This window comes from Streptomyces sp. SCSIO 75703 (assembly GCF_036607905.1).
In the GTDB taxonomy this organism is placed as follows: Bacteria; Actinomycetota; Actinomycetes; order Streptomycetales; family Streptomycetaceae; genus Streptomyces.
This window is the reverse complement of record NZ_CP144555.1, coordinates 3,659,914-3,679,523: the sequence shown is the minus strand read 5'-3', so window position 1 is coordinate 3,679,523 and position 19,610 is coordinate 3,659,914. Positions and strand designations below refer to the sequence as shown.

Here is a 19,610-nt window from a genome sequence, read left to right as displayed (position 1 = left end):
CCCAGGTGGGGGTGGGCCGGGCGGCGGTCCGGTCCCCTGGTGGCTGGAGGCCGTCCCCGGCCGGGCGGGATCAGTCCCGTTTGCAGACGCGGTCCAGGAGGTTGGCCGTGGCGCGCTGGATGCGCGCGTCGACGTGGCCGGGGCGGTCCAGTGCCGGGGACCACGCACAGGTGCCGGAGGCGAAGACCCAGGCGCCGGAGGGGGCCCGGTACAGCGACGTCTCCTGGTGGCGCGGGGCGCCCTCGGCGTCGGTGTACGGGGAGTGGGCGAGCAGCACCCTCTCCTCGTGGTCGGGGAGCGGGGTGCGCGGGAAGTACCGGTCGGCCTCGCCCGCGACCAGGCCCTCGATCGGGTCGCCCTCGTGGGCTCCGGTGGCCTCCCACAGCCAGTGCCCGTCGTTGCGGACGATCAGCGGGTGTGGCGCGGGGACGGCGCCGGCGTGCTGGATGCCGAGCAGCCGCTGTTCGGCGCGGTCGGTCTCCCGCCACAGCGCCGGCCGGCCGGTGCCGCGGCGCCCCCTGCCGCTGAGCAGACGGCCGGGGGCGCCGGAGGGCGACGCGCTCAGCTCGGCCCGCCGGGAGAGGCTGCCCGCGGAGAGGAAGACCAGGGAGGTGCCCAGCGCGCGGGCGCGTTCGGCGGTGTCCCGCATCGCCGCGGTCCAGTACGCGTCCCGGCCGGGGAAGACCAGGCCCCGGTACCGGGTGGGGTCGACGCGGCCGGTGTGCAGGTCGACGGCGTTGGCGTAGGCGAGGTCGTAGCCGTAGCGCTCGGCGAAGCGGATGACGTCGTAGGCGTGCCCGGCGTAGGGGGGCAGGCCGGTGCCCGCGTAGGGCCGGTCGAAGGAGACGGTGGTCGCGGCGTCGGCCTCGCCGAGCAGCCGGCCCTCCTCGTCCCAGGCGTGGTGCAGGCTGGCGCCGGTCCGGCCGTCGGCCGGGTAGAGGTTGTACGCCTGCCAGGTGACGTCGGGCAGGACGAGCAGCAGGTCGGCGGCGCGGTCGTCGCGGACGGTGAAGGGGATGTGCGTGCGGTGCCCGTCGGCGGTGGTCAGCACGGCCACGTAGGCGCCGACACCCCAGTACGCCGGGACCCGGAACCGCCAGGACAGCCACCAGTGGTGGCAGGAGACGGTGCGGTCGGCGGTCAGCGGCGGCGGCTGGACCATGCCGGACAGCCGGGGGCTGCCGGTGATGCGTGCCGCGCCCTCGCCGCCGTAGTGGCCGATCCGGTAGACGTCGACGCCGAACGGCTGGGGCGGGTCGACGCCGATGTGGAAGTCGAGGTCCTCGCCGGGTGCGACGGCGCCGGTGGCGGTGAAGCCCTTGATCTGGCGTCGGATGTCGTCGGCGGCGCGCAGGGCTCCGGGCGGGGTGTGCTCCGTGGGGCGTGGGGCGGCGGCGCGGTGCCGGGGGTGGGGGAAGGGGGCGCGCTCCGCGGGCGCGGTCGCGGGGACGGGAGCCGGGGCGTTGGCGTGGGCGGTCCGGGACGGGTCGGCGGGAAGCGTCTCGGTGCCGCGCGGCCAGGGGACGGGGCCCGGTCCGAAGGGGTCCGTCAGGGCGTGTGCCCGTACGGCCGGCTCCCAGCGGCGGATGTGCTCGGACCCCATGGGACGTCCCTCTCCCTCTCTCCCGGCCTGCCCCGCGGTCGCACCGTGCGTGGAGACGAACGCCTGTGCCTCGTACGCGATCGGTCCCAGCACATCACATGTGGCGCGGGTGTGGTCACGGTTCGTCGTGAAGCGAGCCGAAGTGGAAGTGGGGAGACCGGTTTCGGAGGTGAAGGGACGGGGGTGAGGTGGTGGACCGGGTGGGGGGTGAGTTGCGGGGAGTGGAGTGGACGCCGGGGGTGGGGAGGGCGTGAGGGGACGTGGGAGGGGCGGGCCGGGAGGGGTGCGGCGGGCCGGAGGGCGGGGGTGGGCCGGAGGGGTGCGGCAGGTCGTGGGGGCGTGGCAGGTCGTGGGGGCGCGGTGGGTCGTGGGGGCGCGGTGGGTCGGGGAGTGCGGCGGGACCGTGCCGGAGGGGGCGGCGGGTCTTACCGGGGGTCCGGTGGGTCGGCGTGGCGTGCGGGCCGGCCGGTGCCACCGGGGCGCGAGGGCGTGCTCCGAGGGCGGAGAAGACCGGGCCTGGTCAGACCAGGCGGACCGGCTTCTCCGGGCGTATGCCGAGGTCGGTCAGCCAGGCCCGCAGGGGGTCGGGGTCGCCGCTCTCGACGAGGCTGAGGACGCGTGGGGCCAGGTCGGAGGCGCGGGCGCCGCCGATCAGGAGCGTGGGGCCGTCGAGCCAGTCGAGGCCGGGGAGCGCGCCGGCCGTGTCCATCGCGGCGCAGCAGACCATCGCCGTGATGTGGTCGGTGAGGATCTCGCGCCCGGAACGCGGGGGCCGGAGCGGGAAGAGCGGGAGCGCCCGGTCGTCCCAGAAGGCGGCCTCGGGTCCGGCCGGGCCCGCCGTCGCGCCGGCCGGTGCCGAGAGGGCCCCCGCGGCCTCCTCGCGGGCCAGCTGGGCGCTGAGCCCGGCGGCCAGGGCGGCACCGGAGGCGGTGGTGTCGGCGAGGTCGTCGTCCTCGTCCGCGAAGAGGCCCTGGGGGTCGTGGGGATGGCCGTGGCCGTGGGGATCGTGGGGGTCGTGGGGGTCGTGGCCAGGCTCGTGGTCGTGCGCGGGGGCGTGGGGCGGGGAGGCCGCGGAGCCGTTGAGGGCGCGGGCGGGGCCGTGCCCGTCGGAGTCGGGGAGGGCGGGGGCGCGGCCGGCGGCCGGCGGGAGCGCGAGGTGGTTCAGGACGCGGGCCAGCGTGGGGCCGTCGGCGCCGGGCACGTCGTCGGCGGAGCGGCGGACGCCGAGGGTGTCCAGGACGCGGTGGAGCCGGGCGGCGTCGGTGCGCCAGGTCCGGTCGACGACCTCCTCCGGGTACTCCTCCCACTCGACCGGTGCCCAGTCCGGCCGGGACTCCGCGGGGCCCCCGTGGAAGAGGCGGGCGGCGAGCAGGGAGACCGCCCCGTCGATGGCGCCGGGCTCCTCCAGCAGGTCGCAGGCGGGACGCTCGCCCAGCCGGGTGGTGAAACCTTCGGCCAGACGGTCCCGCCGGGACAGTTCCGTGAGGGCGGCGACCACGCCGGCGTCCAGCCGGGAGGGCCACCGGCCCATCCGCCAGGCGGGCAGCGCCACCCGGGTCAGCAGCCGGTCCCAGCCCGCGTACGCCAGGCCGACCTGCTCCTGGGCGACGATCCGCAGCCCGTAGTCCACCGCCTGGGCGCGTTCGGCGGCGGCGGCCGCCACCCCGCGCTCCATCTCCACCGCGTGTTCGCGGCAGCCGTGCAGCAGCATGCGGGACACCTGACCGAGACCCGCGTACGCCACCCGGAGGAACGGCCCCCGGCCACCCGTCGCGGCCACGGCGACGGCGGCGTCCAGCCCGCGTATGAAACGGCGGGCGGCGGCTATGTCGGGGTGGGCGGAAGGGCCCGTACCGGCGACGACCGGGGCGAGCACCGCGCGCAGTTCGCCGACCCGCATCCACCACAGGAAGGGTGAGCCGATGACGAGCACCGGCGCGACGGCGGCCCGGCGGCGGGCGGCGTCCGGAGGGACGATCGCCTCCTGGGGATCACCGGCGGGCGGCGGCCCGTGGGCCGGATGCGTACGGTCCTCCAGCCAGCTGTCGCAGTCCGGCGTCAGGGCTATCGCGGAGGGGGCGGGGACGCCGAGCCGGTCGGCGAGGTCGCGCACCAGCCCGTAGAGGTCGGGGGCGGACTCCTCGGAGACCGGCACCGTCGGGGTGACGGCGGGCCGGGCGCGGGCGACGACCAGGGCGACGGCCGCCGCGCCGAGCAGGACGAGCAGCGCGAGGACGCAGACGGCCCAGCGGGCCGCGTCCCACGCCGGACCCGCGAAATGGCCGGTCAGCCCGCCCACCAGCAGGACGACGGCGACGGCGGCCGGTACGAGGGCCACGGCCAGCGCCCGGCTGCGGACGTGCAGCACGGCGAGCGCCCGCGCACGCGCCGCCTGGGCGCCCCTTTCCACACCACCGGTTGCGGTCACGTGCGGACCTCACCCCCTCCTTGCCGTCCCCGACCGTCCTCTTGCTCTCCTGGAGTTGCCCATGACCCCACTGTGGCACTCGCCACCGACATCGCAATGCCGGTGGGCCAAGTGCCGGAATGCCTGCGCGGCACCCTAGTTGGGGCCTCGGTCCACGTCAGCCGTATGGCTCATCGGTCACTCGATGGAATGGCTTTGGGGAGAGCTGGGTGACGGACAGCAAGGGTCAGGCCCCGGTTCCCAGAAGGAAGCCGGGGCCTGGCAGGTCCCGTGCGCCGGGGCGCGAAGGGGGCGCTTTCCGGGCCGGCGGAGCGGACCGGCAGTGGACCGGTGGTGGACCGGCAGTGGACCGGTGGTGGGCCGACTGGGCGGACGGTCCGGCAGTGGACCGGCGGGGGGGAGAGACTGGCGGGCGGACCGGTGAGGGGCCGGTGCCGGGGCCGCCGGGGCACGCCCCCGGTGCCGGTCAGGACTCCGCCGCCGCCTTCGCCGCGATGTCCGTACGGTGCTGGGAGCCGTCGAGGCCGACGCGGGCGACGGCCCGGTAGGCGCGCTCGCGGGCCTCGGCCAGGTCCGCCCCGGTGGCGGTGACGGACAGGACGCGCCCGCCGGCGCTGACGACGGCGTCGCCCTCCCGGCGGGTGCCGGCGTGCAGGACGTAGGCGTGCGGGGCGTCCTGGGCGGCCACCTCGTCGAGGCCGGTGACCGGGTCGCCGGTGCGCGGGGTGCCGGGGTAGTTGTGGGAGGCGACGACGACGGTGACGGCCGCGTCCTCGCTCCAGCGCAGCGGCTCCAGGTCGGCGAGGGTGCCGGTGGCGGCGGCCAGCAGCAGCCCGGCGAGCGGCGTGCGCAGGCGGGCCAGGACGACCTGGGTCTCGGGGTCGCCGAAACGGGCGTTGAACTCGATCACGCGGACCCCGCGGGCGGTGATCGCCAGCCCGGCGTAGAGGAGCCCGGAGAACGGGGTGCCGCGGCGGCGCATCTCGTCCACCGTCGGCTGGAGCACGCTCTCGACGACCTCGTCGACCAGCTTGGGGTCGGCCCAGGGCAGCGGCGAGTAGGCGCCCATGCCGCCGGTGTTGGGGCCTTCGTCGCCGTCGAGGGCGCGCTTGAAGTCCTGGGCGGGCTGCAGCGGGCGGACGGTCTCGCCGTCGGTGACGGCGAAGAGGGAGACCTCGGGGCCGTCGAGGTACTCCTCGATGACGACGCCGCCGCCGGGCTCGCGGGAGGCGTCTCCGGCACCCAGGCAGGCGCCGGCGTGCGCGCGGGCGGCCTCGACGTCGGACGTGACGACGACGCCCTTGCCGGCGGCCAGTCCGTCGTCCTTGACGACGTAGGGGGCGCCGAAGGCGGTGAGGGCCGCGTCGACCTCCTCGGGCGTCGCACAGACGTAGGAGCGGGCCGTGGGCACGCCGGCGCCTGCCATGACGTCCTTGGCGAAGGCCTTGGAGCCCTCCAGCCGGGCGGCCTGGGCGGAGGGGCCGAAGACCGGGACACCCGCCTCGCGCACGGCGTCGGCGACCCCGGCGACGAGCGGCGCCTCCGGTCCGACCACGACCAGGTCGGCGCCGAGTCCGGTGGCCAGCGCGGCGACGGCCGCGCCGTCGAGGGCGTCGACCGGGTGCAGTTCGGCGACCTCGGCGATGCCGGCGTTGCCGGGTGCGCAGTGCAGCGCGGTGACGTCGGGGTCGAGGGACAGGGAACGGCACAGGGCGTGTTCGCGGGCGCCGCCGCCGATGACGAGGACCTTCACGGGGTCAGCCTAATGGCAGCGGAGGGGGGCGGTTTGTGCGGGCTTCCGAAGGGAAGGGCGGCGGGGGCTTGTGGCTTCCTCCAGGAGGCCCATGCCCCGCCCCCTCAGCCCACCCCCGGCCCGCCTCACACCCGGGTCGCCCGCGGACCGGCTCGTCGGCCCGTCCGCTGGTCGGCCGTTCCTGGTCGGCCGTTTGTCTGGTCGGCTGGCCCCCTGACCCCTGGTCCGCCGGCCCGCCGACCCGTCGCCCCGTCGACCCGCCGGCGAGTGCACCGGCTGTTCCGCTCGCCGGTTCACCCGTGGTCGCACTCGGCGGTTCACCCGTGGGTCACTCGTTGGCGATCTCCTCCACCACGGTGGCCCCCAGTTCCCGGACGAGCAGGTCCATGCCGGAGAGGGCCGACTCGTCGAGGTCGGGGTCGTCGTCCTCGGGGGTGTCGTCCTCGGGGGAGACCGGAGGCGGCGGCGCGGGCGCCGGGGGCCGGGGCGCGGGCGCGGAGGGCGGCGGTCCGGCCGGGGCCGGGGGCGCGGGGGCGGACGGGGGCGGTCCGGCCGGTGGCGGAGCGGCGGGGCGGGGCGCGGGCGCGGAGCCGCCGAAGCCTCCTCCGAAGCCGCCGGGGGGCCCGGCGGGCGGGGGCGCGGAGCCACCGGAGGGGTCGACGACGGCCTCGATCTTCCACTGCACGTGGAACTGCTCGGCCAGGGCCTGTCGCAGCACGTCCTCGCTGCCGCTGCTCAGGAAGTTGTCGCGGGCGCCGGCGTTGACGAAGCCGATCTGGAGGGCGGCGCCGTCGAAGCCGGTCACCTGGGCGTTCTGGCTGAGCAGGATCCAGGTGAAGCGGCGGCGGTTCTTGACCGCCTCCAGGATGTTGGGCCAGATCGACCGGGGGTCGAGGCCGCCGCTCGAGGGCGGGGCGCCGACCGGGGCGGGGGGCTGGGCGGCGGGCGCCGGCGCGGAGTGCGCGGCGGGGGGTGCGGGGGCGGACGGGGCCGACGGTGCGGCGGGGGCCTGGGGACGTCCCGCGCCCGGGGCCGCCGCGGTGGGCCACCCGCCGGGACGGCGTCCGCCGCCGGCGGGAGCCGCGGTGGGCCAGGCGCCGGGCGCGGAGGCCGCGGGGGCGGCGGGCGCGGGGGCGGCGGGCGCGGGGGCCGGTGCGGGGGCCGGTGCGGGGGCCGGTGCGGGGGCCGGTGCGGGGGCCGGTGCGGGGGCTGGCGTGGGGTCCGCCGGCGGCCGGCCACCGCTCGGGGCGGGCTCGGCCGCCGGAGGCGCACCGGCGCCGGGAGTCTCGTACGCGCCGTGGGCGTGGGACGGGCCGGGAACGCTGGGGGCCGCCGCGGGCCCCCCGCCCCCCGGTGCCCGTACCGCCGCCCTGGCGGCAGCGGCGCCACCGCCGGGCGGGACCGCCGTACCACCGCCCCCGTGTGCCTCGGGCCCCGGCACGTACCCCATCGGGGGCGTGCCCGCGCCCGCGGAGAACTGCGCGCCGCGCTCGATCCGGTCGAGGCGGGCCATCACGGACCGCTCGTCGCCGTACGCCCCGGGCAGCAGGACGCGCGCGCAGATCAGCTCCAGTTGGAGGCGGGGCGAGGTCGCGCCGCGCATCTCGGTGAGCCCCTCGTTGACCAGGTCGGCGGCGCGGCTCAGCTCGGCGGCGCCGAAGGAGCGCGCCTGGGCCCGCATGCGCTCGACGACGTCGGCGGGGGCGTCGATGAGCCCCTTCTCGGCCGCGTCGGGCACGGCCGCGAGGATGACGAGGTCGCGCAGTCGCTCCAGGAGGTCGGCGACGAAGCGCCGGGGGTCGTTGCCGCCCTCGATGATGTGGTCCACGACCTCGAAGGCCGCCGCCCCCTCCCCCGAGGCGAACGCCTCGACCACGGAGTCGAGCAGCGAACCGTCCGTGTAACCGAGCAGCGCGGTCGCCATGGCGTACGTCACACCGTCGGTGTCGGCCCCGGCGAGCAACTGGTCCATGACGGACATCGAGTCACGGACGGACCCGGCGCCCGCGCGCACCACCAGCGGCAGCACGCCCTCCTCGACCGGGATCTGCTCCTGCCCGCACACCTCGGCGAGGTAGTCGCGCAGGGTGCCGGGCGGCACGAGCCGGAAGGGGTAGTGGTGGGTCCGCGAACGGATCGTCCCGATGACCTTCTCGGGCTCGGTCGTGGCGAAGATGAACTTCAGGTGCTCCGGCGGCTCCTCGACCACCTTGAGCAGCGCGTTGAAGCCGGCCGACGTGACCATGTGGGCCTCGTCGATGATGTAGATCTTGTACCGGCTGTGGGCGGGCCCGAAGAACGCCTTCTCCCGCAGGTCACGGGCGTCGTCCACACCTCCGTGCGAGGCGGCGTCGATCTCGATGACGTCGATCGAGCCGGGCCCGTTCCGCGCCAGGTCGCGGCAGGACTGGCAGGTGCCGCAGGGGGTGGGCGTGGGGCCCTGCTCGCAGTTCAGGCAGCGGGCGAGGATCCGCGCGCTGGTCGTCTTGCCGCAGCCGCGCGGACCGCTGAACAGGTACGCGTGATTGACCCGGTTGTTCCGCAGCGCCTGCTGCAACGGGTCGGTGACATGCCCCTGCCCGATGACCTCGGCAAAGGACTCCGGGCGGTAACGGCGGTACAGCGCGAGAGACGACACGCCTACGAGGTTATAGGCGCCCGCCGACAACCGGGCCGCGCCGCCCGCGTGGGCCCCGGACACGCGAGCGCCCCCCACGCACCCGCCAGAGCCGACCTACCCTTGCTGCCTTCCGGCCCTGGGGGAGTTCAGTCAGATAGCGCCGCGTGAGGGGCTCCGCACAGGGTACCCGATCCGCCCGGCGGGAACGAGTTCGCGAGCACTCCCCAACGTCATGTAATGTTCCCGGCGGAGGATTCGCCTAGTGGCCTAGGGCGCACGCTTGGAAAGCGTGTTGGGGGCAACCCCTCAAGGGTTCGAATCCCTTATCCTCCGCCAGTGCCTCACCGGGCACGATGTCGTAGGGCCCCCTGGAAACAGGGGGCCCTACGACGTTGTCCTTACGCCTCGTTGTCCTGGTCTTTGTCCACAGCGAGGTTTTCTGGGGCTCCCCAGATGGCGCGCTCGATCTTCCGGGCCGCTTCCTTGAGCATGGGATCGGTCACGTGCAGGTACCGCGCCCGCATCCGGGCGGCACCGCCCGGTTCCCAACCCATGATCTGGTCAATGACTCGGTCCGGGACCCCGAGCAGCATCAGCACGGTGCCCGCAGTGTGCCGCGCATCGTGTAGGCGCCCGTCCCGGACGCCGGCGTCTTCCAGCAGCCGCTTCCAGTCGTGGTAGTCCGTGTTCGGGCTGAGCGGCCCGCCCAACGGCTTGGTGAACACGTACTCGGACTCGGACCACAGGTTGCCGGCCACCGCGCGCTCCCGGGCCTGTGCCTCCCGGTGGGAGCGGAGCATCACGACCAGCGGGCCCGGGAGGGGCACGGCGCGGCGCCCAGCGCGTGACTTCGTGTTCTTCGTCTCGCGCCGCACCTGCACCCGGTCCGGGCAGTAGCCGGCTTTCCGGCCGCACGGCGCCGCCTCGCCACACCCGTGCTCGTACTTCGGCCGCAACCGGTTCCGGCGGAGCTTCAGGTACTCGTTGTCCAAGTCCACGTCAGACCACCGCAGGCCGAGCGTCTCCCCCTGCCGCAAACCGAGCGCCAGGGCCAGCATCCAGCGGGCACTGTTCCGGCGCTTGTTCACTTCGAGCAGGAGACTCTGCACCTCGTCGACCGAGTAGGGCTCCACCTCGTTCTCGTCTTCTTCCATCCGGGGAGGCTTCGCCAGCGCGGCAGCGTTCTTCGCGGCGTGACCACGCCGCACGGCTTCCCCGAGGGCCGTACGGGCCGTCCGGTGAGCCTGGTGAGCGGTGCCCGCCTTGCTGCCGGCGCTCTGCATCCGGCGGTACAGGCTTTCCAGGTGTTCGGGCTCCAGGCGGTCGATGCGGTGCCGACTGATTCCCGGCACCAGGTGCACGCGGACTGCCACCTCGTACCCGGCGTACGTGTTCTCGCTCACGACGGGCCGGGCGATGTTCTCGACCCAGTGCTCAAGCCACTTCGCCACCGTCCACGGCTTGCCGGGCTGGCGCGCGGAACCTTCGTCCCGCTGCTTCTCCAGGCGCCGGACTTCGTCCACCAGCTCCTTGCGCGTGGGGCGCGTCAGGTGGCGGCGGTAGGGCGTTCCGTCGTCCTTGTAGCCCATAGGCACACGGGCGTGCCAACGTCCGTCTTTGCCCAGATAGATGGCCGATTCGCCGTTGGCTCGGCGAGTGCGCTTCTTCTCCTCTGACACTGGCAGTTCCTCCGGTCGGTACGAGGCAGACAGACCGGAGCGCCGTCCGCATGTGGGGCGGCGCTCCGGGATGGTCAGATCAGGCGGCGCGCTGTTCGGCGCGGCGTCGGGCGAGGTAGGCGGCCGGGGCGTCAGCGGGGACGCGTCGGAGTCCGCCGATGGTCAGGGACTCCAGCTCTCCGGTGCGGATGAGGGCGTAGCAGGTGGTGCGACCGACACGGAGGCAACGGGCAGCCTCTTCGACGGTCAGCAGCACGGGTGCCGGTTCGCCAGCCTCAGCGAGAGGTGCGATGTCCACGGTGGCGAGGCTCATGGAACGGTCTCCTCTGGGCGGAAGTCTGTGTTGGGAAGGCGCGTGTGTCCTAGGTGCGGATTTCTGCGTCACAGCGTCACGTGCGTCACCCATGCCGTCTGAGCTGCGGTTTCGGGTGACGCAGGGCGCCAGGAGTGCGTCACCTGTGACGCAGGCTGCTCGTCACGCGTGACGCAGGTGACGCGGTGTGACGCAGAGAGAGGCCGTCTGCGTCACGCCCGTATAGGCAGGTCGCGGGGCAGTTTTCATGATCGTGTGACGTTGTGACGCAGTGTCCCTCTACTTAGGAAAAAGAGGGGCGTCTGTGGTGGTGCGGTGCGGCTCAGGGCGCAATGAGGGAGCCGCTTCGCGCACGTCTGTACAGGGCGGCGCTGCCGCCGAACAGCAAGAGGAGCACGCACGGCGCTGGTGCTCCTCTTGCTGTTCGCGGTCGTGCAGTGCGGTTAGAACACCTGCTGTTCGTGTGACGGCATATCCGGTGAGCGGGTCATTTCGATGTAGCGGCCCTCTCTGGTGCGGCCGGAGTCGATGAGGACGCCACGGGCGGCCAGGGTGGGCTGAAGCCGCTTGAGTCGGTCGGAGAGGACTTTGCCGGTCGTCGGCCACCCCTTGGGCAGGGGGCGGAAGTCCTCGCCGGTGTAGAGCTGATTGAGGCAGTGCAGCCACTCAGTAGAGGTCATCCGCTGCTGTGCGCCCGGTTCGAGGTCGGCGGCGTGTCGAAGGACGGTCTGTGCCAACAGGTCGCCCTCGATCACGTCGTCGTTGAGGTCGTCCAGGCTGGCCCGGTACGCGGTGAGCGCTCCGAGACCGGTGGCTGCGTCGAGCTGTGCGCACAGGTGCGCGAAGTCCGCCATGCGCAGGTCGGTCGGGGTGTCCGCCTCAGCCGCCCGAACCTTCACGGTCAGGTCCAGGAGCGAGCCGAGGACCACAGGCAGTACTTCGGCGTACTCGGTCCACAGCTCATCCTCGGTGCGCCGGACCTTCGGCCGTTCCAGGCGGAGCGGCAGGAGCCGTTCGGCGAGGTCGGGCCGAATGACGCCGACGTCGATGCCGGTCAGGAGCAGGGGGCGGCGGTAGCGGGCGCGGAACACGTCCCCGTCGGTGAAGAGAGCGCGCTTGACGCTCTCCGCGCCGGTGACGATGCAGCACATGGCGTCGGACAGGTCCGGGGTCATGTGGGAGAGGTTGTCCAGTGCGGTGACCCATCCGGCGGCCACGGCCGCGATCAGGTTCTCCTCATCCTTCGGTGCCCGGCGCAGGTCCCCGGTCATGCCCTCGACAATCCGCACGAGCATCCGTCCGCCGGTGGACTTGCCGGCGCCCTGCGGCCCGGTGAGGAACGGGGCCGGGACGGGCACGGACGGTCCGAGACAGCCGATGAGCCATGCGATGGCCAGGCACTCAGTCTCGGCGGTGGCGAAGTTGCACAGCCTGAGCAGGAGATCGATGCCCTTGCCGTCGGTGTCCTTGACCGGCAACGGCAGCTCCCCCGTGAGCTGCGTGCGCCGCCAGCACACCTCACGCGGGTCAGGGACGGCGATGTCCCACCCGGTGGGGTGGATACGCACGGACTGCCCGTCGGCCCGTCCCAGATCGAGCCACGTAGCACCGTCGAATCCCGGGGCGACGCGGATGTGCACGGGCTGTACGTCCTCGGTCAGCGCCAGGGCCTCGATCAGGTCGAGAGCTTCCTTGAGGGCGGTGCCGTTGAACACGCCCTGCCCGTCGCGGAAGAGACCGACCATGAGTTCCTGCCGGTGGCTTCCGGTAGTGCCCTGGGAGCGGATCGGGCGGGCCACGGGGTGGCCGTTGCGCTGCGCGTACACGGTGCCGTCGGCGGTGCGGAAGTACCGAAAAAGTGGGATTGCGCGTAGTCGGTGATGATCTCGCGTGCGGGAGTCTTCTCGTCCTCGGACATGTCACAGTCCCAACATGGTGCGGGCGTTGGTCCACGCGTCGGTACAGTGCCGGGCCGTCTCGCCCCTGCGCTGCGCGGCGGCGAACAGCCGGGCGACGTGGGTGTCGGTGAGGCAGCCGCACCGGCCGTGCCTGGACAGCACGGCCAGGAAGGTGCCGTACACGGTCGCGTGGACCGAGTTGGACGCCTCCGTGATGCGCTGCTCCGCCATGGCGACGCCCCGTTCCAGGAAGACGGGCGTGCGGTGCGGGCACTCGCCCTGACCTCCCCTCAGGGGCCCTGGGAGCGCCTGTGGCGCCCTGGGGGCGGGGGACGGCTCCTTTACTGCCAGGGCACGGGCAGCGTCCGGGAGAGCGATGATGGTGCCGGTGCCGGGTCCGAGCCAACGGGCGTAAGCCATGGTCGACTTGATGTCGACACCGGGGCGGACCGCGTTGCGTGAGGTCATGGTGCCCCGGTAGACCCAGTGTTCGCCGCGGGTTGTCGGCACGGTGCGGGTGGCGGGCAGGGTGGTGCGGGCCCAGGTGATGGCGTCGGCGTCGTCGAGGTCGACGACGGTCAGTCCGGCGCCGCCGGGGTGGTAGGCGACGCACACGGCCTGCCGCCAGGCCGCCGCCCATTCGGGGGAGACGATGACGGCCGGGGCGGTGGTGGCGGCGGCCCATCCGTGGCAGGGGGCCGGGCACCGGCACGGGCCGGGCACCTTCATGTTCGGCCGGCCGCCGCACGCGTTGTCCGCGCACGCCGTGCAGTTGCCGAACGGGACCTTGCCCCGGCGCAGGGGCAGCACGGGGATGCCGGACGCTGCGAGGCTCAGCGCCGTGTGCTGTGGGTAGGGCGTGGGTTGCGTCATGCTGGGGTATCTCCAGTTCCTTGACGGTTCTGGTGGGCAAGGGCGGCCCCGCGTTCTTGGCGGAAGGTGGGGGCCGCCCTTGGCGTAGCTAGCCGTGGAAGTGGTTGCGCTTGATCACGGCCTTGCGGATGTTCACGGTGGTGCCGCCCTGGTGGCCGCGCGTGCTGAAGGGCTGCACGGCGATCCATCCGCCGAAGAACACGGCGGCCAGGATGATGAGCTGGGTGATGAACGCGGTGAGTGCGGCGATGAACGAGGTGAGCAGGACCAGCCCGCCGCACACGGCGAAGAAGCCGGCGCCGCCGAGGGCGACGTTCACGGCCGTGCGGGACACGGCCGGTTTGGCGGCGACCGGTTCGGGCTGGGCGGGGTTGATGGCGTAGCCGGTGACGACGCGGCCGTCCGGCAGGACGATGCTCGCCACCGCCGGGACCGTGCCCGGCTGCACCGGCACGACCGGCGCCGACACCGGCACGGCGGGCGGGTACGGGGTGGGCTGGTGGACTTCCACGGCCCGCTGTACGGGCACGTGCGGAGCCTGTTCGGGGTACATGCGGAATCCCTTCCGGCCGAGGGTCAGGGAGGCAGCAGCACCCCCTTCGGGATGCCCTGCAGAGGGTGTTTCGGGGGTGTGACCTGCGTGCCTCCCTAACTCCCTGAGTGATCATTCGCGCAGGTCAGAGCAAGGGAGGCGGGGCAGGGAGGCGGTCAGGGAGTTCTCCCTGCCTCCCTGCCCCGGTGGCGGTTGACTCCCTGCCGTCATTCGGCGGAAGCGGAACCCGCGTCGTCGCGGTTGGCGAGGGCGCGCGCCACGCGGTCGCGGGCCACGCACATGACGCCGTCGGACTTGTACGGTCCGGCGTCGGCGTCGTCGAGGACGCGCTTGAGGTCGAGGAACGACCAGTCGCCGTAGGCGTCCGCGTTGCGCGCGGCGAGCCGTGCGAGCACGTCCTTGGTGCGCACCCGCGGGGCGTCTCCGATGACGGCGGCGATGTCGGCGAGCGGGTCGTGCTCCGTGCTCTGGTCGATGGCGTGCAGGGTGGTGACACCGTCGCGCAGCGCCTTGGCCCGGTCGGTGATCGCGGTGGCGGCGTCGTCGATGTAGTGCGTGCGGACCGTGATGGACGACTGCCCCGCCGGGATGCTGATCCCGTCGGAGGCGACGACCAGGGTTCCCCGGTCCAGCCCCGGACGCAGCAGGTTGGGAGCGGCGCCGCCGTCGACGGCCTTGTCCCCCAGGACCATGCGGGCCTGCGACTCCGTGCCGAGGGCGAGGGAGGCACGGGTGTGGGCGCCCTCACGCACCAGCTTGGGCAGGTTCTCGTTGGTCGGGTCCTGCGTGCCCTGCCACATCAGCACGTTGACCGCACGACCCTGGTTGTGAATCTTCCGCACGGCCATGAAGTACCGGGAATCGGCCTTTGCCCCGCCGTACGGGCGCTTGTCCTTGCCCGTGCCCTTGGCCGGGCACATGAACGCCACCTGCGCTTCGTCGACCAGCACGATCAGCGGCGGGAACACCGTGCCAGGCGGCGCCTGGAGACGCCGGTTCATCTCGGCCACGGCACCCTCGACCATCTCGGTCACCTGGATCACGTGCTCATCCGTCGGCCCCTGGATCAGCGTCGTGGCCAGGCCGTCGAACATGTTCCAGTCGCCCGCGCCCTTGAGGTCGCCCATGAGGAACTGCACGGACTTGTCCAGGGACAGCCACAGCGCCAGGGAGCGCAGGGCCACGGTCTTGCCCTGGTTCGACAGACCCGTGATCAACAGGTGGCGCTGGTAGAGGGACAGGGCGGCGGCGTCCCCGCGCAGGTCCTGACCCCACGGGGCCTTGCCCTTGGTGTAGTCGGCGGTCATCGTGTCGTCGGTGACCAGCGGCGACGGGCCGATCGGCTCGTCCAGCGCGCCGGAGTCGGCGACCCACAGCCGCACCGTACGGGCGGCCTGGGGGATGGTATTGAACACCTCGTGTTCGTGCCGGGTCAGGTTCTCCGCGAGCTTGCGCCGCTTGGCCTGCACCTCGTTGGTCGACACCCCGGAGGGAAGGGTCACGTCAACCTCGACACCGCATCCGGCGATCGTGATCGGGCCGAGCATCGAGGCGCCGGCGTCGCCCATCTCCTTGATGGCACGCGCCAGGGCGGGCACGCCGAGGTCGCGCAGGGCCTTGACCACGATGGACGGGGTGATCGGCTCCCCCTCGGTGTTGCGGACGTTGGCGGGCAGGGCCCAGGCGGGTGCGGCGTGCTGCTTGCGACCGACCGACCACAGGGCGAGCAGGACGAGGAACGGGCCGATCGACAGAGCCGGACCCCACACCACCTGGACGATCCGGATCAGCAGGGCGATGAAGTCGACCGTCGCCGACAGCGGCGTGACCACGTCGCCGACGTGGCCCGTGCTGATCGCCATGACGACGCCGAGGGCGACCAGGACCCCGATGCTCATCCCCGCACCGACGGCGACACCCTTGGCAGCCTCGACCGGGGAGTGCAGGAGGTCCATGCGGCGGTGGTGGCGGGCGGCGCGGAACCGGGTCAGCCGCTCCTCCCACTCCTCCGCCGCCTCCAGGTTCCCCGCAGCTTCCGCCGCACGGATCATCCGCTCGTACCGGGAGCCGGTACGGCCGTCCCACGCGCGACGGGCCACGATCCGGCCCCCGTTGAAGGTGTAGAGGCCGTGCCGGGCCGCCGCCCGGACCGTGGCCCGGGTGGCCACGGTCTTCACCGCGCGGCCGGAGCGCACCCACAGCGGCACCGGCCGTGCGGGCGACGCGTCGGGCACGACCGTGAGCACGGTCGGTGCCGTGTCGGCGGTCGGGGGGTCGGTGGCCTTGTGAAGGTGAACGACGTTCTCAGACATGCTGGAATTGCTCCTGACTGCCCCCAGTGGGGGCGGGAGTAAGGGAGTGAGCCGGGGTGGCCGTGTCCGTGGAAAGTCCCGGTCACCCCGGCGCGGGAAACGGGCTGGTCAGAACCAGCCGGACGACTTCTTGGCGGCCTTGTCGCGGGCGGCCTCGGTCATGAGGCGCTGACGCTCGCCGTGCAGGGCGGTCAGCTCCGCGTTCAGCCGGATCTCGGCGCTGTTGCCGGTGGCGTCCATGCGCTGTTCCTCGCGGCCCGCGCTGCGGCCCCGGGCGACCTTGTAACCGCCGGCGGCCAGCGAGCGGGCCATGGCCCGGCGCTCACTGCCGTTCAGCGGCCACCACTCGCCCCGGCGGACCGCTTCGAGCTTCTTCTGTGTCGCCTGGATCGCGCGGTCCAGGCGGCGGATGTCTGCATTGCGCATCGGTTGGCTACTCCTCGAAGGCTCGGGATGGTCAGGCGGCCGTACGGGCGGGGAGGGCGGCGGGGGCGAGGAAGCGCAGCGCGGCCGTGGCCTGTTGCGGGACCACGCCGTTGCCCAGCGCCTTGAGCTGTGCGGACCGGGACAGGCCGGGGACAGCGGTGACGTGCCCGGCGGGCAGGCCCATGAGCCATTCGACGAAGGCGGGACTCAGCCGTCCCACAGCGTCAACTGGCCCGGGGGCGGAGCGCTGGAGGACCGCCTCCCACCGCGCAACCGCTTCGGCGTACTCGCCCCACCCGTCGGAAACGCGCTCAGCGCCGTCTGCAGATTCGCCCTGCCGGACTGCACCCGCCGGTCCGTCGCATCCGTGCGCGAGACCGCGCCCTTCGCGCCGTCCGTGGCCCGCGGGGTCGGCAGGAGCGAGCCCATCTCGGCAGCCAGGCTCTTGCCATGCCGCCCGGCTTCCTGCGAGGGACTGCGCCGGGTCTGCCGGTTCTCGTTCTCCGACGCGCGCGGGTTCGGCAGCAGCGAGACGACGTGGCGCAGGTTCATCCCGCCCTGCGCCACGTGTCCGGCTCCGGTGTTCTCCGAGGTCGACGGGGTCGGCAGGAGCGAGCCGACGGCGGTCGGAAGCTGCCCGCGCTGCCCGCCGCCCCTCCAGTCCCGTGCTGCCGGAGTCGGCAGGCCAGGCGAGGACGAAGAGGCGCTTGCGCTGGTGAGCCGCTCCCAGGTCAGATGCGCGAAGAGTGCACCACCGCGCATCGAACCCGAGGGCGGCAAGGTCACAGAGGACGGAGTCGAATCCGAGAGAAAGGTGCCCTGCGACGTTCTCAAACACCGCGAGACGGGGTCGTAGAACCCCAAGGGCACGGGCGATGTCGGGCCAGATGTGCCGCTCATCAGCGGTTCCCTTCCTCTTGCCGGCGGAGCTGAACGGCTGGCACGGGTAGCCGCCCGTCACGATGTCGACCGGTTCCACCTCGTCCCAGCAAGTGGCGGTGATGTCGCCCAGGTTCGGCACGTGCGGGTGGTGGTGGGCGAGGATGCGGGAGGCTCCGGCGTCGTTGTCCGCGACCCAGGCCAGCGAGCCGCCGAAGACGGCCTGGACGGCCATGTCCAGGCCGCCGTAACCGGAGCAGAGCGAACCGATCCGCAGCCCGCTCACGCCGCCGCCCCCTCGGCGCGCTCCGCCCGCAGGGTGTCCCGCAGCGCCCGCGCGTTGACCGGGGACGTACGCACCGCACGCCGGATCCCCTCCGCGGTCACCTTCGCGTCTGGCCAATCGGCCGTCGCCTCGTGCGCCTCGGCGAGCAACTGATCCGGCGTGCGCTTCGGCCGACTCGACTTCGCCACCGCCGGGACACGGCCCGTGGCACGACGCGGCCGGGTCGACTCCGCCGCCACCGCACGCCGCTCGATCGGCGCGACCGGGGCCGGGGCGATCGAGGGAGACGGCTTGGCCGGGAGAGTCGACTTCAGGAAGTCGACGGTCACCGGACGGGGCAGCGTCGTCGCGTTCGGGGTGATCGGCGCGAGGGTCGATACGGGCAGGTCAGCCGTAGACCGTTTCATATCGGTCTCGGTAGATTCATCCGCATTCGTGCCCAAGGTGGGGATCGGGGCGGGGCGGTGGTGCAGAACCTTGGCCACGAGGTCGGAACCGAAGTAGATCGACCCGACCGGCAGCGACGTGGCGAGCAGGACCAGGGCCCAGTTCGCCGGATCCCAGTCGGCCAGCCGCCCCCAGTCGACCGTGCGGCCGTGCAGCTCCGGCACCAGACCATGCACGTAGTTGAGGACCAGCGAGGCGACCGTGTACGCCCCCAGCACGCGCAGGGCGAACGTGCGGTCGCGGTCGGCCAGTACCAGGGTGGCGATGAGGGCGAGCGCCATGAGGCCGTCGACCACGAACGGGTACAGCATCGCCGCCGTCTCGTCCGCGCCGACGGCACCGGCGATGTCCCGCAACGCGTTCCACGACACCCTAAACGCCATACCGACCACGGCGACCAGGGCGAGCACCAGGGCCGCGCGGCCCTTGCGGTGAAGGTTCATGCCGCACCCCCGGCTGTGAGCAGGGCGGCGAGGGAGCAGGGCACCGCCGGTCAGGGTGAGGTCGACCGCGCGGCGCAGGCACGTGAACTTGGCGACCGCGAGCCGGGACAGTCCGGCGATGTCGGCGGCCAGGTCCCGGGTAACGGCGGCGCCGATCTCGTCGGCGGTGAGGGTGGCCCACAGGGGGAAGCCGTGCCGTCCGCGCAGGTTCGGGCGCACCGACCGCAGCAGCAGACCGGCCGCACCGACCAGCAACGCCACACCCAGACTGCCCACAACGACAGCAGGCACGGTCAGCGGCAGGTCGCGGGCGACCGTCCACGTACCGGCGAGGATCGCGCCGACGAACGCCAGGAGCAGGGCCGTCTTGGTGTCCGTCCGCGTGATCTCTGCCTTCACCTCGGCGTGCGCGGCACTCAGGTTCTTCTCGGCGGCGCTCATGCGGCACCCCCGGGCAGGCCCACACCGGCCGTGCGGTTGACCAGCGCGGCGCGGGCGGCCAGCGCGCGCCGGCGGGCCCGCCGGGTGCGGCGGTCGTCCAGCTCGGTCGGCGTGCGGTCGAGGGTGACGATGTACGCGTCCAACAGGTCGACGTCCGCGAGGATCACGGGCATCTCCTGCTCGACCGCGTCCAGCTCGGCGTCCGTCGGCTCCATGAAGTCGGCGAACGCGGTAACAGCTTCCTGAACAGTGACGATGGGGTTCATGGGTCGTGGTCTCCCTAGCAGGTGAAACGGCCCGAACGCGGCTCCCGGGTGGCACCCCGGGGGCCGCTCGCCGTTGAAGTCGGTCTCGACTCCCCGCGCCCTCGTCCGTACGCCCTTACGCAGTGCGCGGAGCGGACGGGCGAGAGAGGCAGCCGACGCAGCAACGGTGCTGCGAGCGGTGACGGACCGAGCTACCGCGCAGCGCCGCCGGCCGGTCCTTACCGGGGCGCTCAAGGCCTTCGTTGATGCATCAGGTCTCCTGTAGGTCGAAGGAACAGAACGGCTGCAAGGGGGCCTTAAGCCCCACCCTCCGGCCGTTGCTCGCGGTCACCGGGCCACCTCGCCAGTACGGGCCGAAACCCTGTTTCACCTGGCCTTTAGCGGGATTGC

General features: G+C 73.3%; 13 protein-coding genes, 1 tRNA gene, 1 other RNA gene and 3 pseudogenes. 1 reads left to right on the top strand and 17 read right to left on the bottom strand.

Translation table 11 applies throughout. The features are described 5' to 3' along the window. Nucleotides 1–70: 70 nt before the first annotated feature. From VM636_RS16080 to ffs, 5 genes are all read right to left on the bottom strand, one after another. Nucleotides 71–1,603, bottom strand: a complete 1,533-nt coding sequence (locus VM636_RS16080; protein ID WP_030422795.1) for a N,N-dimethylformamidase beta subunit family domain-containing protein — start codon at nt 1,601–1,603, stop codon at nt 71–73. 520 nt (nt 1,604–2,123) lie between these two features. Next, entirely contained in the window at nt 2,124–4,031 is a 1,908-nt protein-coding gene (locus tag VM636_RS16075; RefSeq protein WP_053914656.1) for a hypothetical protein, read from the bottom strand. Between the two features lie 466 nt (nt 4,032–4,497). Beyond that, nucleotides 4,498–5,784, bottom strand: coding sequence for a phosphoribosylamine--glycine ligase (gene purD, locus VM636_RS16070; protein ID WP_053914655.1), 1,287 nt, complete (start codon nt 5,782–5,784; stop codon nt 4,498–4,500). Between the two features lie 328 nt (nt 5,785–6,112). Continuing rightward, a complete protein-coding gene (locus tag VM636_RS16065) occupies nt 6,113–8,422 on the bottom strand; it encodes a DNA polymerase III subunit gamma and tau (RefSeq protein WP_338484928.1) in 2,310 nt (769 codons plus the stop codon). A 63-nt stretch (nt 8,423–8,485) separates the two neighbouring features. Beyond that, nucleotides 8,486–8,580, bottom strand: an RNA gene (ffs, locus tag VM636_RS16060) — signal recognition particle sRNA small type. Nucleotides 8,581–8,652: 72 nt separating this feature from the next. Here ffs and VM636_RS16055 point away from each other — a divergent pair. Next, nucleotides 8,653–8,740, top strand: a tRNA-Ser gene (locus tag VM636_RS16055). Nucleotides 8,741–8,802: 62 nt separating this feature from the next. Here the strand turns inward: VM636_RS16055 and VM636_RS16050 are convergent. The 12 genes and pseudogenes from VM636_RS16050 to VM636_RS15995 form a co-directional block, all read right to left on the bottom strand. Beyond that, a complete protein-coding gene (locus VM636_RS16050) occupies nt 8,803–10,083 on the bottom strand; it encodes a site-specific integrase (protein WP_053914653.1) in 1,281 nt (426 codons plus the stop codon). 79 nt (nt 10,084–10,162) lie between these two features. Continuing rightward, on the bottom strand, nt 10,163–10,396 hold the full coding sequence (locus VM636_RS16045) for a helix-turn-helix domain-containing protein (RefSeq protein WP_053914652.1): 234 nt from the start codon (nt 10,394–10,396) through the stop codon (nt 10,163–10,165). A 443-nt stretch (nt 10,397–10,839) separates the two neighbouring features. After that, nucleotides 10,840–12,314 (bottom strand): annotated as a pseudogene (locus tag VM636_RS16040) (ATP-binding protein). A gap of 1 nt (nt 12,315) precedes the next feature. After that, nucleotides 12,316–13,167, bottom strand: coding sequence for a bifunctional DNA primase/polymerase (locus VM636_RS16035; RefSeq protein ID WP_053914651.1), 852 nt, complete (start codon nt 13,165–13,167; stop codon nt 12,316–12,318). A gap of 88 nt (nt 13,168–13,255) precedes the next feature. Next, a complete protein-coding gene (locus tag VM636_RS16030; RefSeq protein WP_053914650.1) occupies nt 13,256–13,720 on the bottom strand; it encodes a hypothetical protein in 465 nt (154 codons plus the stop codon). Between the two features lie 206 nt (nt 13,721–13,926). After that, a complete protein-coding gene (locus VM636_RS16025) occupies nt 13,927–16,032 on the bottom strand; it encodes a cell division protein FtsK (RefSeq protein WP_053914649.1) in 2,106 nt (701 codons plus the stop codon). A gap of 108 nt (nt 16,033–16,140) precedes the next feature. Beyond that, a complete protein-coding gene (locus VM636_RS16020) occupies nt 16,141–16,458 on the bottom strand; it encodes a hypothetical protein (protein WP_053914648.1) in 318 nt (105 codons plus the stop codon). Nucleotides 16,459–16,489: 31 nt separating this feature from the next. Then, nucleotides 16,490–16,678: a hypothetical protein gene (locus VM636_RS16015; RefSeq protein WP_234340497.1), complete on the bottom strand. Its 189-nt coding sequence runs from the start codon at nt 16,676–16,678 to the stop codon at nt 16,490–16,492. A gap of 516 nt (nt 16,679–17,194) precedes the next feature. Next, nucleotides 17,195–17,572, bottom strand: a pseudogene (locus tag VM636_RS16010) (DNA cytosine methyltransferase); the annotation flags it as partial. A 47-nt stretch (nt 17,573–17,619) separates the two neighbouring features. Continuing rightward, complete coding sequence (locus VM636_RS16005) at nt 17,620–18,513, bottom strand: DUF2637 domain-containing protein (RefSeq protein ID WP_053914688.1); 894 nt, start codon at nt 18,511–18,513, stop codon at nt 17,620–17,622. Next, nucleotides 18,510–18,954, bottom strand: a pseudogene (locus VM636_RS16000) (Pycsar system effector family protein). The gene VM636_RS16005 and the pseudogene VM636_RS16000 overlap by 4 nt, the downstream one beginning before the upstream one ends. Then, nucleotides 18,951–19,220, bottom strand: coding sequence for a DUF6284 family protein (locus VM636_RS15995; protein ID WP_053914646.1), 270 nt, complete (start codon nt 19,218–19,220; stop codon nt 18,951–18,953). Before VM636_RS15995 ends, VM636_RS16000 begins: the two are co-directional and overlap by 4 nt. Nucleotides 19,221–19,610: the final 390 nt, after the last annotated feature.